A 14,606-nucleotide genomic window follows, 5' to 3' on the forward strand; every position below is an offset into this window, starting at 1 on the left:
TGGAGTGGGGAGCTTGAGGGGCGGGTCTGCAAGCCCATTTCATCAAACCTTCATCTATTCTTCATGTTGGAGGAAAAGGGAAGTGTTACAATGATTTATATTAAGTCTAAATATAAATTAAGGATGTTGAGGAGGGAATCGGTATGAACGTAACGTTACAATATGCATCCGAGCGGCTCGTAGAGGAGGGAATTCGTATTACAAGGCAGCGTGAGCTGATTTTGCAATATGTATATGGAGAGAAGGCATTGTCGCACCCTTCCGCGGAGCAGCTTTTTGAAACGATATACACCGATCACCCCAAAGTGGTCAGCTTGCCGACCGTGTATAAAAATATCCGCGTGCTCCGGCAGCTCGGACTGCTGAACGAATTGTATATCGGACAGAACGGTATCGCCCGGTACGATAAGCTGCTTCATCCTCATCATCACTTGCATTGCACATGCTGCGGTTCCATTTCCGATGTGGTACCGGCACTTTGGATCCAGCAGGAGGCGCCTGCGGGATTTCAGGTCGACCACGTCTATGTGGAAATATCCGGTACTTGCGAGTCCTGCCGCGCCAAGCAGAGCAGTAATTTGGCCATTGCGATGTAAGAGGTAAGAGGTAAGTTCGTGTTCAAGGCAGCGCAATTGTGCACTTTGCTCATGCACACGATCAGCGGAAAAAATGTCATAAGAACGTGATGCTTCGCACAGCGAAGCGAACGGCGATCCGTTACACTGGACTTAGAAAGCCATTTCTAACTAGGGGTGGAGCGCTGTGATGACTATGAATGTTTTGTTTGCCGGAAAGTTCGAAAAAGAGGATCCGAAACCATGGGACGGTGCTCTGGAGCAGCTGCGCTGCGAGCATCAGCAATTGCGTGAAATCATTCACAATATGGAGCGAAACGCCAGAACGATGCAGCATCAGCGGCAAACGCCGTCCCGCGTGCAACTGATGGCATTGATCAAGGAAACCGAGGAGCTCGTAAGGCAACTGGAACGGCATTCGGAATGGGAAGCGTCGGAATTGTTCCCTATGCTGACCGAGCAGCCCGTCGGAGGGCCGGAGTATGTGACCTCCCTTTGGATGCTGGAGAAGGAGCATCAGCTTGCCGATGTGTTTTTTGCTTCTTTTTACAAGGAGATGCAGGTGATTGAAGATTGCCCGGGCCAGGCGTGCCTGGGTCAGGCGCTGAACCATTTGTACCAGGCATGCCGCGTCGTGCGGGACCATCTGGAGTCGGAGGAAGAGATGCTGCTGCCTTTGCTTGCGACAGGAGAGGGCTGACATTAGCCGCCGCCAAACCGCTAACTAATGGAAAGCTGTCAACCCGGGATGAGGGATGACAGCTTTTTTACTCTGCAAACCAGCGCTATCTTTGACAGGCGTCGACACAGGTCTTCCCGCGTGGGAACGTTCAAGTCCGTCGATGCAATAAGGTGAATCGAGGATTTTTCTGTGCTAAGGGAAGGTGCAGCTACACGGTAACTACCGGCAGCGTAGCTCCTGTTTCCAGCAGCGTCTTCAAATTGCTCATCACCGCAGGCCATCCGTTATTGTACCCTTCGAACGTATCGTCCTTCTCCACGATATCGCTTGGCAGCAGCTTGTCGTGCTTAAGCGTTAATTTGACCGTCGTCCCCATCGGCTTCAGCTCGAAGGTAACCCGTGTCGGCTGCTCACGAACCGTATTGTCGCCTACATAAGTCCATGTAAAAGAAAGAAGGCGGTGCGGTTCGGCCTTCAGCACGGTTCCATAATCGGTGACCTTCCCGTTACGCGAATAAGTGACTGACGAGCCTTCCTGCCAATCGGATTCAATCTTGCTTCCGAAAAAATATTGCTCTGTAAATTCGGTGCTGGTCAAAGCTTCCCACAGCTTCTCCGGTGTCGTTGCGATGTAGGTCACATAAACAAAAGTCGTATCAGACATGGTGGTCCTCCTCCAATTTGCTCTTCAGCTCGCGCAAGGCCTCGACCCGATGACGGTCGTATTTACCGATCCAACGGTCGTATATCTCTCCAATGGGAGCGGCGTTAAGGTAGTGAAGCTTATTTCTGCCGTGCCACTCGACAATGACCAGGCCGGCTTCCTCCAAAAGGAGAAGGTGCTTGGTCACGGACTGACGGGTCATTTCGAGACGATCGCACAGCTCGCTTAACGTTTGCCCGTTTTTCACAAAAAGCTGATCGAGGAGCTGCCTCCTCGTGGAATCGGCAAGTGCCTTGAAAATGTTGTCCATGTCCCTATTATATGCAACCATTTGGCTGCATGTCAAATTGCCACCGGTCATTTGTTCCCGCCGCAGTCCGTCAGAATAAGCCGCTAAGCCTCAGCAATGGCCGGCTTTCCCTGAAGCGCGAGCCATAGGGCCTCCGGGATTCCTTTGTTTATCATGAGCACGAGCGATGTGCTGATTTGAGCAGCCAATCCGTCGGTATTAGCCAAGCTCATTCCCCAGAAAGGCTCATGCTTCAATACGCGGGAGACGAGCTGGCACGCAGAGGCCGGTGTTCCCTCATAGGCCGACCAGAAGTCGCGGAACGTCGCCACATGGTCCGTCTCCTCTTCAACGATAAACACCTCTGTAGCGCGTCTTGCTGCAAGCCGCTCGTTATCCAGCGCCGTACCTTTGTACAAGAGGATCAGAGCCGCAAGCGAAAAGCACAGAAGCGCGGGAGGATATTGATGGCGTTTGCGGAATTCGAGGAGGGAGGGCAGCACGCTTCTCCTGAATTGAGCCACAGCATGGTTTACTAAGCGGTGAAGCTGACGCTGCAATAAGGGGTTGGCCAGACGTTCCGGAACCAGATCCGCGTAGGCTTTCGTAGCTTCCGATGCTGCGAGCTCGGGATCGAGTGACGGGATGATTTCTTCCGAAAGCACTTTATGAACAAAAGCGGCGAGCAGCGAGTCGTCCATCCCCTGCTTCATCGTCTGTTTGCCGCACAAAAACGCCGTCAATGTGAGGATCGTCTGCATCCCGTCCAAAATACGCACCTTGCGGGTATGGTAAGGCGTCAGTTGATTCGTCCATACGGCATTCAAGCCGGCCTGGGCCAGCGGCAGCTCCGCCGGCAGACGGGGGTTGGCCGTCTCAATGATCCATTGATGAAACGGCTCGGCGGTATTGATCAAATGATCGACATACCCTATACGATGGGTCAGCTCCTTGATCTCGTCCTGCGGATAGCCGGTCACGAGGCGGTCGGCAACGGTATTCACAAATTCGTTATGCCCGATCCACCAGACGAATTCCTGCTCCAAATGCCACTTGCGGGCATAGCGCAGCACGGTTTGCTTCAGTACGTCGCCGTTGCGGTCTATTTGCTCGCAGGGCAGGATGACGAACGTTTTGCTCGCCTTGCCGTGATACGTTTTGAAGCGTTTGTATAAAAAGACCGTCAGCTTGGCCGGAAAGCTGCTCGGCGGAAAATCCGTAAAATGATCGTCTTCTGTAAAGACGATTCCCTCAGGGGAAGTGTCCGAAACGATAAAGCGCAAATCCGGGTTAAGCGCACAATGCAAAAAAGCTTTGTAATCGGAGTAAGGATTAATGGCGCGCCGAATCGATCCGATCAGCTCGGCCTCGTCGACGGTCCTCCCATCGCATATACCGCGATGAAGCAGCGTATACATCCCGTTCTGCTCGTTGATTTCATCAGCGGAGCCTTCCGCAAAGGGCTGCACAACCACCGCTTGGCCCCTAAACAGGCCTTGCTCGTTCATATGGTGGAGCATCCAGTCGACAAATCCGCGCAGAAAAACACCGTCTCCAAATTGCAGCACCCGCTCGGGATGCATGGGGGCAGGCTTCTTTTTGCCTTTCATGACACAAACCTCCATTTCAAAAAATGTATTGGCTCCATCTAATTCCGTTTTCACGCTAAGGAGTGTCTCCCAAGGGTAAGGTTAAGTACCTTTCATCTTAAATGCCATCTGATGGAAGCGAAATGATATTGCTCACAGGTCCGCCTCGAATCTTTCTTTTGGCATGGTGAAAGAGGAATGGTTTTTCGTTCTGTGTATGGATATTGCACCGGGCTGAGAAAGAGTTTTAGAAAAGAATATAGTTTGTGATTAATTTCACGTACAAAAACGTTCCCGTAAGCTATACTTGGTTCAAATAGGGGGCTCCCCCCGGGAAACGGAGGAAAACGATATGAAACCGCAAATGCATCAAAATACGTTCACAACGTTAGGCCACCCGTTATACGAGTTCAATGCAGCGGTCCAGCGGCTTCAAGAGGAGCACGTGCTTCTGGACGAAGCCTTAACGGAGCTGTATGCAATGGCCAAAGCGATCGGGCTTGCCGACGATTCGGTGGATTGGGCTCGGGTGCTGCATGTTTTACGTGACAAGACGATCGTGTTTCAACAAGACTTGGACGCGCACGCAAAATGGGAAGCGGAAACGATGTTTCCGATGGCGGCATGGTACTTCGGAGATGAAGCGAACGTGCTGGAATTATACAGCGAGATGGAGCAGGAGCATGTGATAGCCGATCAATTCATAGCGGCTTTCGTGACGAGGGTAGAACGAATCGTGCTGCCTGTCGCTTCACTGGAAGCCAAGGAGCTGGCATCTTATTTGATGCAGGCATGTGCGGTGCTCAAGCATCATTTTCGTCAAGAGGAGGATATGATCGAGGCATTGGCCGACCGTTCGAACCAATACGGCTTCTAAAATACGGAAGCAGACGTGCTGTGGAGGTTGAAGCAACAGGTATCCGAAAGGAGGCGCGCCATGGGATTCGCCAAGCCGGAGCAGATTGCTCTTCGTACTATTCAAGCCGGGATAAAAAAAGCGTACATGCCGCTAAAAACACAGCTTCCGCTTGGTTTCGCCGCCGGGGCGTTCATCGCGCTCGGCTTTCTTCTTGCCATCAGGGTGAGCGGCTCGCTTCCGCCGGACTGGGGAGGCTTGCGCAGTTTAGCCGGAGCGGCAGTTTTTCCTCTCGGCCTTATACTGTGCCTCATCGCAGGAGGAGAGCTGCTCACGGGCAATATGATGGCGGTGCCCTTCGCCTGCTATGCCCGCAAAGTTAGCTATCGCCGCTGGGCGGCCAACTGGGCGATTATCGGCACCGCTAATATGGCCGGTGCGCTGTTCGTCGCCTACGTGTTCGGTCATTTGGCAGGCATGACGGAGCATGGGCCGTATTTGGCGCAAACCGCTGCGCTTGCTCATGCGAAGCTGGAAGAGCCTTTTCTCGTCGCGTTTATCTCCGCGATAGGGTGCAACTGGCTCGTATCACTCGCCGTGTGGATAAACTACGGCGCCGAGGATGGCGCCGGCCGTATCGCCGGCATCTGGTTCCCGACGATGGCTTTTGTCGCTTTGGGCTTCCAGCACATCGTCGCGAACATGTTCCTGATCCCTGCGGCGATTTTTGCCGGTGAGGCGACATGGGCGCAATTTGCCGCGAATGCGGTTCCCGTCTTTCTCGGCAATGCAGTGGGAGGGAGCTTGTTCGTAGCGGGACTATACCGGCTCGCTTATTCGTCGGTAGAAGAAGCGGGCAAAGCCAAGGAAACGTCAGCAAAAGCCAATGAAGCGATATACAGCAAAGCTGCCGGCAGCAATACCGGCACATAGCGATGGGAATCACCTTCGCGAGGGCACAAGGCAAAAGTCTGGGGAAATAGTCAGAGGGAAGCAGCAGGCGGTCTGTGAAGAACAGACGGGCTTGCTGCTTTTGCTTTTTGAACAGCCAGCGGAGTCACCCTTTGCACAGCGTCGAGGGTGCTGCTCATGTTGTGCCAAACCGGCAATGGTAAAGGCTAACCGGAACACGCTCACCGCCGCTAGCTAAAAGCCCCTTCTCTAATTCAAAGGGGCTTTCCTGCGCGTGCACTATTTTTTGACCAATGCCGTTCGATTGAGCAGCCTGAAGTCCGGTTCGATCCAGGGCTTTCCGAGGGCGGATGCCCGGCGCGTCGATAACAGCAACGTCAGCATGACTCCCCCAAGCAGAATGAAGGCAACCTCGAGCGGAGTTTCAATTCGATAGAACAAGCCAAGCGCGATGCAGCTTTTGATGACGAAGCCTTGCAAGAGAAAAACATAGACGGTTCGTTTGCCCCATTCGGTTATCCGGCCCGCTCTCCATGTGATCAAAGCCAGGAAGCATACGGCTGCGGCGCTTTGCAGCAAATACGTGCCTGCACGAAATACACCCGCATACCATTCCGTATGACCAAGAGCACTGTAGCTAGTATTGCCGTACAACCAGCCCGGGTCGATGCGTACGCCCATCCATAATGCTGTGGTCAATGCAGCCAACGCGATAACGGCAAAGGGACGGATGAGGCGGGACAGCGCCGTCCAATCTTTAAACAAACGAATGGAGTACCCAGCCAGGAAAAACGGGAAAAACACAAACGTTCTTGAGATGCTCATCCAGCCGCCGGCATCCGGCCAATAACCGACGGCGATGCCGAGCAGCACGGCCAACACGATCGGATGGGGCAACCGGACGAACAGAAGCAGCAGCAGCCGCCAGAACAAATGGCTCAATACGAACCACAGCATCGAATAGGGGATGAAAAACGAGTGAACGACTCCCGCAGCCCGGAACAACAAGTAATCGGCCGCACTGTACAAGGTTTGAAATAAAATATATTGATAAAGCAAGGTGCTCATGACCTTCAGGCCTTCCGAATCCAGCTTGAACGGCTTGGAGAAATACCCCATCACCAGAACGAATACAGGAATATGGAACGTGTAAATCGCTTCATATCCCGCATTAGCATACAGATTGCCGCCGATCATCGGCTCCAGCAGGTTGGCGGTCACCACCAGCAGTATAAGCACAAATTTGACATTGAGAAAATAGACATTCAGCTCGTGTTTCCGTTCGGTTGCCATCGTGCGTCCCTCCGCCTGTTTTTGTCGCGGATCCGGCTTGTAAGGCCGTTCCTGCTCTCTACAAAAAAAGCTTACATTCGAAGTCAGATCACTGCAGTGACGCAGGTCACGGTCAAATGCTGAAGTTTCCATTGGATGTTACCGGACAAATGGCTTATAATGAAATCAATTTCCGCAATCGGGCCGAAAGAACGTAAGCTCGGCGCCAATTATTGAACAAGCCGTGAGGAGAGTGCAGCAAGTGACGGTAGCGATCATTTTGGGCATCATAACCCTTATCATCATATTGGGATTGACGTTTTGGATTACGAAAAAAGCTTATTCCCGCAAATGGGACGAAGAGGATTGACCGGTACGGTTAATTCATCGAGGACACTTGCCTGTGACCAGGCAGGTGTTTTTTTATCCCACAATAGAATGGATAAGATTCCGAGTTAACCCGATGTAAGTTCTATATAAGCGATAAAACTTACCCTGCTAGCGAAGCGGGCTTTGTTAAGCAGGACTTTAAGGTTGTTTAGCCTCGAAGTGCTTCGATAGGAGGCTTTCTCATAGGCTGAATCTGGCAAACATCAGCAGGCTGTGATGAATCGCACATACATTTCCTGTATTTGGCATTACTCTAGAGGCAAGCAGCAGCTGACGAAGAGGAGGGCTCAAGGTTGCAGGGTGATATTGCAGGAGGCGGAGCTGCTGGTAAGCAATAAGCAATAAGCAGTGGCCGACTGTGATAAATGTTATATCGAATAGTTTGTGAAAAAAGTAACATAGTAGTATCCGAAGCAAAGCACCTATTCGAATGGAGGCTGGGACAATGGCTGTAAAAGAGAAGCAGAATGCAGCGGGAGAAACTCCGGAAGCGCACGATGAAGTGAATCGGTTGGCGGAGAAGGCGAAGAAGGCGCTGCAAGCGTTCATGCAGTTAAATCAGGAGCAGGTAGACCATATCGTGCAGCAGATGGCGTTGGCCGGTCTGGACCGGCATATGGCTCTTGCGAAGCTGGCTGTGGAAGAGACCGGGCGAGGCGTATACGAGGATAAAATGACGAAAAATTTGTTCGCATCCGAGTACGTATATCACAGCATCAAATACGACAAAACGGTCGGCGTTATCGAAGACAATGTCTATGAAAGCTATCAAAAGGTGGCGGAGCCCGTAGGCATTATCGCCGGGGTCACTCCGGTAACGAATCCTACTTCCACCACGATGTTCAAAGCGTTGATTGCGATGAAAACCCGCAACCCGATTATTTTTGCCTTTCACCCGTCCGCCCAACGCTGCAGCGAAGCGGCGGCAAGAACGGTGATGGAGGCTGCCGTCAAGGCAGGCGCTCCGGAAGGCTGCATTCAATGGATCGAGCATCCTTCTCTAGCAGCGACGAACCAGCTGATGAACCATCCCGACGTAGCTCTTGTTTTGGCGACTGGCGGTGCCTCCATGGTTGCGGCTGCGTACAGTACCGGCAAGCCCGCCTTGGGTGTCGGACCCGGCAACGTTCCCTGCTTTATCGAGAAAACGGCCGATTTGCAGCAAGCCGTCACCGATTTGATTTTGTCCAAAACGTTCGACAACGGCATGATCTGCGCGTCCGAGCAGTCGGTCATAATCGAGGAGCCGGTCTTTGCGCAGGTGAAGCAGCTGATGAGCGAGAAGGGCTGCTATTTCCTGAACAAGGAGGAGACGGAGGCGGTTTCGAAGCTGGTCATTCATCCCGAGAAATGCGCCGTCAACGCCGTCATTGTAGGACAGTCCGCCGTCAAGATCGCCGATATGGCCGGTATCCGGGTTCCTGCCGGAACGAAGGTACTGGTCGCGGAGCTTGCCGGGGTCGGCGACGCTTATCCATTATCCGCCGAGAAGCTGAGTCCGGTGCTTGCCTGCTACAAGGTGAAGAATCCTGCCCAAGGCATCGCTCGGGCAACGGAGGTTGTCGCTTATGGCGGGATGGGGCACTCCTCGGTCATCCATTCCAAGGATGAACGGGTGATTGCGGACTTTGCAGCCGCGTTAAAGACCGGCCGGGTCATCGTCAACGCTCCTTCGACTCATGGAGCCATCGGAGACATTTACAATACGAACCTTCCGTCTCTGACTCTGGGATGCGGCTCTTACGGTCATAATTCTACGACCTCGAACGTGACGGCCGTCCATCTGCTGAACATCAAGCGGGTCGCATACCGGACCGTCAACATGCAGTGGTTTAAAATACCGCCTAAAGTGTATTTCGAAAAAGGCGCTACGCAGTACATTCAAAAAATGCCGGACATTTCCCGCGTCCTTATTGTAACCGACCCGATGATGGTCAAGCTGGGCTATGTAGAGCGGGTGGAGTATTACCTGCGCAAACGGCAGACGCCAGTCTATATCGAAGTGTTCTCCGATGTGGAGCCCGATCCGTCCGTCGAGACGGTGGAACGCGGCACCCGGCTTATGGAAGCTTTTCAGCCGGACTGCATCATTGCTCTTGGCGGAGGCTCTCCGATGGATGCCGCGAAAGCGATGTGGCTGTTCTACGAATACCCGGATACCAGCTTCCAATCGTTGAAGCAAAAGTTTTTGGACATCCGCAAACGGGTGTACAAATACCCGCGTCTTGGACGCAAAGCCAAGTTCGTGGCTATCCCTACAACGTCGGGGACAGGCTCGGAAGTAACCTCTTTCACGGTTATTACCGATAAGCGGGAGGGCAATACGAAATATCCGTTGGCCGATTACGAGCTTACGCCGGATGTAGCGATCATCGACCCGGATTACGTATACAGCCTGCCGCAGACAGCGGTAGCGGATACGGGCATGGACGTGCTGACGCATGCGATAGAAGCCTACGTATCGGTTATGGCCAACGACTACACGGACGGCTTGGCGATCAAAGCGATTCAGCTTGTGTTCCAGTACCTTGAATGGTCGTACTCCACTGGAGACGAGCTGGCCAGGGAAAAAATTCACAATGCCTCGACAATTGCCGGCATGGCGTTCGCAAATGCGTTCCTTGGAATTAACCACAGCCTCGCGCACAAGTGGGGCGGCGAATTCCATACGGCTCACGGACGTACCAATGCAATCCTTATGCCTCACGTCATCCGCTACAACGCGCAAATGCCTACCAAGTTCGCGTCGTTTCCGAAGTACGGCCATTTTATCGCCGATCAGCGCTACGCGGAAATCGCCCGCATCCTCGGCCTGCCGGCTCGGACGACGGAAGAAGGCGTCGAAAGCTTGATCGCCGCGGTGCGCAAGCTGAATCAGTCGCTCGGCATCCCGGCGTCGTTCTCCGAGCTCGGCATCGATCCGCAGCGGTTCGAGGCTCGCGTCGACGAGCTGGCCGACCGGGCCTTCGAGGATCAATGCACGACAGCCAATCCGCGGATGCCGCTCGTGACGGAGCTTGCGGAGCTGTACCGCAAAGCGTTTTACGGAAAGTTCGAATAATGCTTGCTTAAGCTGCAGCTAAGTGCACGCTTCGAGCTGCGCCTCTCATCGCCGCTACCCGCGTTCGGATTCGTGAGCGTTGGAAATCATACGATGCGGTAACGATTCATGGTGCGGCGATGAGGATTTATTTTATAGGTATTCATTGTACTTGGTGCAAGCCGGCTAAGGCCGGATTCAGGTTCTACGACGATTTATTTTGGCGAGGAGGTCATGCGAAATGGCAGTAAAAGAATCGGATTTGGGCAGCAGCATGCAGCGAGAGGACGCATATAGAGGGTTTCAAGGCGGCAAATGGCAGAAGCATATTGACGTCAATGATTTTATCAACCGGAATTTGACTTCGTACAGCGGGAACGAATCGTTCCTTGCGGGTCCGACGGAAGCGACCAACGCATTATGGCAGCAAATCCGCGAGCTTATGAAGCAGGAAACCCGCAATGGCGGCGTGCTTGATGTCGATGTGAACACGGTGTCCACCATCACCTCCCACGCGCCCGGTTATATCGATAAAGAGAAGGAGCAGATTGTCGGCCTGCAGACGGATGCGCCGTTGAAGCGCTCGGTTCAACCGTTCGGCGGGATCCGGATGGTCGCGGATGCGTGCGAGGCGTATGGATTTCAGCTGCCGGATGAAATGGTAAGGCTGTTTACCGAAATTCGAAAAACACACAACCAGGGCGTCTTCGACGCTTACACGACTGAGATGCGCACCGCGCGCAAAGCCGGGATCATTACCGGGCTCCCGGATGCTTACGGCAGGGGGAGAATCATCGGTGATTACCGCCGGGTTCCGCTGTACGGCATTCATCGTTTGATCGAAGCGAAAAAGAACGATTTGCTCCAGCTTGAAGTCGACGCGATGACCGAAGAGGTGATCCGCGCCCGCGAGGAGCTGTCCGAGCAAATAGCCGCTCTGCGGGAGCTCGAGCGGATGGCCGCTTCCTACGGCTATGATATTTCCAGGCCTGCGGCGACGGCCAAGGAAGCGATCCAATGGCTCTATTTTGCCTACTTGGGAGCCATCAAAGAGCAGAACGGGGCGGCGATGAGCTTGGGCCGGGTATCCACCTTCCTCGATATTTACATCGAGCGGGATTTGGCCGAGGGACATCTGACGGAGGAGCAGGCTCAGGAGCTGATGGACCATTTTGTGATGAAGCTGCGCATCGTCAAGTTTCTCCGTACGCCCGACTACAACGAGCTGTTCAGCGGCGACCCGACCTGGGTGACGGAATCCGTCGGAGGGATGGGATTGAACGGAATCCCTCGCGTTACTAGGAGCTCGTTCCGCATATTGCATACGCTGTACAATCTGGGGCCGGCTCCGGAGCCGAATTTGACAGTGCTGTGGTCCACACAGCTTCCGGAAGCTTTTAAAGCGTATTGCGCCAAGGTCTCTATCGAAACAAGCTCGATTCAATACGAGAACGATGATCTTATGAGGCCGCAATTCGGCGATGATTATGGGATCGCCTGCTGCGTATCTGCGATGCGGATCGGCAAGCAAATGCAGTTTTTCGGCGCCCGTGCCAACCTTGCCAAAGCTCTCCTCTATGCCATTAACGGAGGCGTGGACGAGAAGCTCGGCATTCAGGTCGGTCCTGCCATTGCCCCGCTGACCGGGGAACGGCTTACTTACGACGAGGTGATGCCGAAGTACGATTTGATGCTGGACTGGCTGGCCAAGCTGTATATGAATACATTGAACGTAATTCATTATATGCATGATAAATATTGCTACGAGCGGCTTGAGATGGCGCTGCACGATAAGGATATTTTGCGTACGATGGCGTGCGGTATTGCGGGACTGTCCGTAGTTGCCGACAGCTTGAGCGCCTTGAAATATGCTGAAGTCAAGGTTGTCCGCAACGAGCAGGGAATAGCCGTAGATTTCGAGATCGAAGGCGAATATCCGCAGTACGGCAACAACGATGAGCGGGTCGACCGGATCGCCGTGGAGCTGACGGAACGGTTCCTGAACAAGCTGCGCAAGCACAAGCCTTATCGCGATGCTTTGACTACGATGTCCGTGCTGACCATTACCTCCAACGTCGTTTACGGCAAAAAGACGGGCAGCACGCCGGACGGCCGCAAAGCAGGCGAACCGTTCGCACCTGGGGCCAACCCGATGCACGGCCGTGACCGCAAAGGGGCGCTCGCTTCCTTGGCTTCGGTAGCCAAAATTCCTTACGAGAGCTGCCTGGACGGCGTTTCGAACACCTTTTCGATCATTCCGAAGGCGCTCGGCAAAGAGCAGCAGGCACGGGTTCACAATCTGGTATCCCTGCTGGACGGCTACGCCGCCACGGGAGGGCATCATTTGAACGTCAACGTGTTCGACCGCGAGCATTTGCTCGATGCGATGGAGCATCCGGAGAACTACCCTCAGCTGACCATCCGTGTCTCTGGCTATGCGGTCAACTTCGTGAAGCTGACCCGAGAGCAGCAGCTGGACGTCATTAGCCGCACGTTCCATGGAACGGTTTGACGGGAAGGCTGAAGAAGCTCCTGAGAACGGCAGGGAATCTGCCGCAGACATGGGCATGGACATTCTATGGTAACTGGAGCGAGGTCATGTTGATTATGCATTATGCAGCAGCGCTAATGCGGCTGCAGTGGTGATGGTGACGGTGACGGTAGGATGGCAATGCTGGTTGTGAAGCGGAATGTTACTTGCTCTTCGTGAAGCTTCCTGCAAGCAGCAGATGATGCCATCAGCTGTACGTTTCATGGAACAGTTTGGTAGGAAGCCGTCGAGGTTAAGGCAAAAGCAAGGTTCCTGCGGCACGGCAGTGATGGTCGTAGACAGGCAGTTGTAACGCGGCAATGTTGACTGTATAGAAACGGTAATGCGGCTGAACAGTGGTAATGGTAACAGTGCAGTGGCAATGCTGGCTGAGCGTCGAAATGGTAACAAGTCAACTGGGTGTGCAACGGAATGGTAGTGATAGATACTGGCTGTGAAGTACCAAAACCTTATGAACCTGCAGGAGCAGCTGTGTGCAACGGACAATAGAGAAGGAGCGTACCGGTATGAAAGGTAGAATTCACTCCATTGAAACTTTCGGGACCGTGGACGGCCCGGGTATACGCTTCGTGCTTTTCATGCAAGGATGCGCGCTGCAATGCATGTACTGCCATAATCCGGACACTTGGGATCCCTCCAAAGGCCGGGTGGTTGAAGTTCAGGACATTATCGGCGAGATGGAGCCGTATTTGGAATATTACCGCCGCTCGGGCGGCGGCATCACGGTTACGGGAGGGGAGCCGACGCTGCAGGCTCCGTTCCTCGCGGCCTTGTTCAAGGAGATCAAGCGCAGATGGGGCCTCCATACCGCGCTGGATTCCTCCGGCTTTTGCGATACGGAGCATGTACGGGAGCTCATGGACGTGACGGATCTGGTGCTTCTCGATCTGAAGCAGATCGATTGCATCAAGCATGAGGCTTTGACGAGCCAGCCAAATGGGCGAATATTGCACTTCGCCAAGTGGCTGTCGGATATCGGCAAGCCGGTATGGATCCGGCATGTTCTTGTGCCGGGTATCACAGACGGACGCGAGGATCTTGAGGCGCTGGGTGCTTTTATAGGCAGCCTGGGCAATGTGAAGAAGTTTGAGCTGCTGCCTTATCATCGGATGGGCGTCTATAAGTGGCAGGAGCTGAAGCGAGCTTATCCGCTGGACGGCGTGCCGGAGCCGACCGATCGGGAGGTGCAGCGAGCGCTTGCTCTTATAGAAGCGGGGAGGCAAGCGGTTTGTACGTGTGGATGAAATAAGAGCAGCGGGATGTGTTCTGCGCGACATGCTGCTTGCTCAAGTAAATCTAGCAGGTGGCAGGAGAGACTTTAGGCAGCACAAGTGATTTAAAGTAGCAGGAGAAACATGAATCAGCGGAGTAAGATGAGCAGCAAAAGGAATATGAGCCAACAGGAGTAACTTGGTCCGGTAGCAGCAACATGAGCCAGCATGAGTGACTTTGAGCAACAGGAGTAACTTAAGTCGTAGGAGTAACTCGAAGCAGTAGGAGTAACTCGAAGCAGTAGGAGTAACTCGAAGCAGTAGGAGTAGCTCGATGTAGTAGAAGTAACTCAAAGCAGTAGGAGTAACTCGAAGTAGTAGGAGTAACTCGATGCAGTAGAAGTAACTCAAAGCAGTAGAAGTAACTCAAAGCAGTAGGAGTAACTCGAAGCAGTAGGAGTAACTCGAAGCAGTAGAAGTAACTCGAAGCAGTAGGAGTAACTCGAAGCAGTAGGAGTAGCTCGATGTAGTAGAAGTAACTCAAAGCAGTAGGAGTAACTCGAAGTAGTAGGAGT

The 14,606-nt window shown here is 53.3% G+C and carries 11 protein-coding genes; 7 read left to right on the forward strand and 4 right to left on the reverse strand.

What is annotated here, in order from left to right; all coding sequences use genetic code 11:
• The first annotated feature begins 143 nt into the window (after positions 1–143).
• Together ACFQ88_RS37405 and ACFQ88_RS37410 are read left to right on the forward strand one after the other, a co-directional pair.
• The gene (locus ACFQ88_RS37405) at positions 144–596 is read left to right on the forward strand and encodes a Fur family transcriptional regulator (RefSeq protein WP_379462772.1); all 453 of its coding nucleotides are present in this window, start codon (positions 144–146) and stop codon (positions 594–596) included.
• Between the two features lie 169 nt (positions 597–765).
• A complete protein-coding gene (locus ACFQ88_RS37410) occupies positions 766–1,275 on the forward strand; it encodes a hemerythrin domain-containing protein (protein WP_239629314.1) in 510 nt (169 codons plus the stop codon).
• A gap of 190 nt (positions 1,276–1,465) precedes the next feature.
• Here the strand turns inward: ACFQ88_RS37410 and ACFQ88_RS37415 are convergent, their stop codons facing one another.
• Genes ACFQ88_RS37415 through ACFQ88_RS37425 form a run of 3 tightly spaced genes read right to left on the reverse strand, consistent with a single transcriptional unit; the run spans position 1,466 to position 3,874 of the window.
• Positions 1,466–1,921 carry an SRPBCC family protein gene (locus tag ACFQ88_RS37415; RefSeq protein ID WP_239629311.1) on the reverse strand — a complete coding sequence of 152 codons (456 nt, stop codon included), beginning with the start codon at positions 1,919–1,921 and terminating at the stop codon, positions 1,466–1,468.
• A complete protein-coding gene (locus tag ACFQ88_RS37420) occupies positions 1,914–2,282 on the reverse strand; it encodes an ArsR/SmtB family transcription factor (protein ID WP_379462775.1) in 369 nt (122 codons plus the stop codon). The genes ACFQ88_RS37415 and ACFQ88_RS37420 overlap by 8 nt, the downstream gene beginning before the upstream one ends.
• A gap of 32 nt (positions 2,283–2,314) precedes the next feature.
• Entirely contained in the window at positions 2,315–3,874 is a 1,560-nt protein-coding gene (locus tag ACFQ88_RS37425; protein WP_379462777.1) for a tagaturonate reductase, read from the reverse strand.
• Positions 3,875–4,151: 277 nt separating this feature from the next.
• On the opposite strand from ACFQ88_RS37425, the gene ACFQ88_RS37430 reads away from it, so the two are divergent.
• Positions 4,152–4,676 (forward strand): hemerythrin domain-containing protein, encoded by a 525-nt coding sequence (locus ACFQ88_RS37430; protein WP_379462779.1) that lies wholly within the window; start codon positions 4,152–4,154, stop codon positions 4,674–4,676.
• Positions 4,677–4,736: 60 nt separating this feature from the next.
• Positions 4,737–5,588, forward strand: coding sequence for a formate/nitrite transporter family protein (locus tag ACFQ88_RS37435; RefSeq protein WP_239629303.1), 852 nt, complete (start codon positions 4,737–4,739; stop codon positions 5,586–5,588).
• A 258-nt stretch (positions 5,589–5,846) separates the two neighbouring features.
• On the opposite strand, the gene ACFQ88_RS37440 is transcribed toward ACFQ88_RS37435, so the two are convergent.
• Positions 5,847–6,860, reverse strand: a complete 1,014-nt coding sequence (locus ACFQ88_RS37440) for an acyltransferase family protein (protein WP_379462781.1) — start codon at positions 6,858–6,860, stop codon at positions 5,847–5,849.
• A gap of 814 nt (positions 6,861–7,674) precedes the next feature.
• Between ACFQ88_RS37440 and adhE the strand changes: the two genes are divergently transcribed.
• The 3 genes from adhE (at position 7,675) to pflA (ending at position 14,064) form a co-directional block, all read left to right on the forward strand.
• Complete coding sequence (adhE, locus tag ACFQ88_RS37445; protein WP_379462783.1) at positions 7,675–10,290, forward strand: bifunctional acetaldehyde-CoA/alcohol dehydrogenase; 2,616 nt, start codon at positions 7,675–7,677, stop codon at positions 10,288–10,290.
• A gap of 220 nt (positions 10,291–10,510) precedes the next feature.
• Positions 10,511–12,781, forward strand: coding sequence for a formate C-acetyltransferase (gene pflB / locus ACFQ88_RS37450; protein WP_379462785.1), 2,271 nt, complete (start codon positions 10,511–10,513; stop codon positions 12,779–12,781).
• A gap of 545 nt (positions 12,782–13,326) precedes the next feature.
• Positions 13,327–14,064, forward strand: coding sequence for a pyruvate formate-lyase-activating protein (gene pflA / locus ACFQ88_RS37455; RefSeq protein WP_379462787.1), 738 nt, complete (start codon positions 13,327–13,329; stop codon positions 14,062–14,064).
• The last annotated feature ends 542 nt before the right edge of the window (positions 14,065–14,606 follow it).

It is taken from the genome of Paenibacillus sp. NPDC056579 (assembly GCF_042793215.1).
GTDB lineage: Bacteria > Bacillota > Bacilli > Paenibacillales > NBRC-103111 > Paenibacillus_S.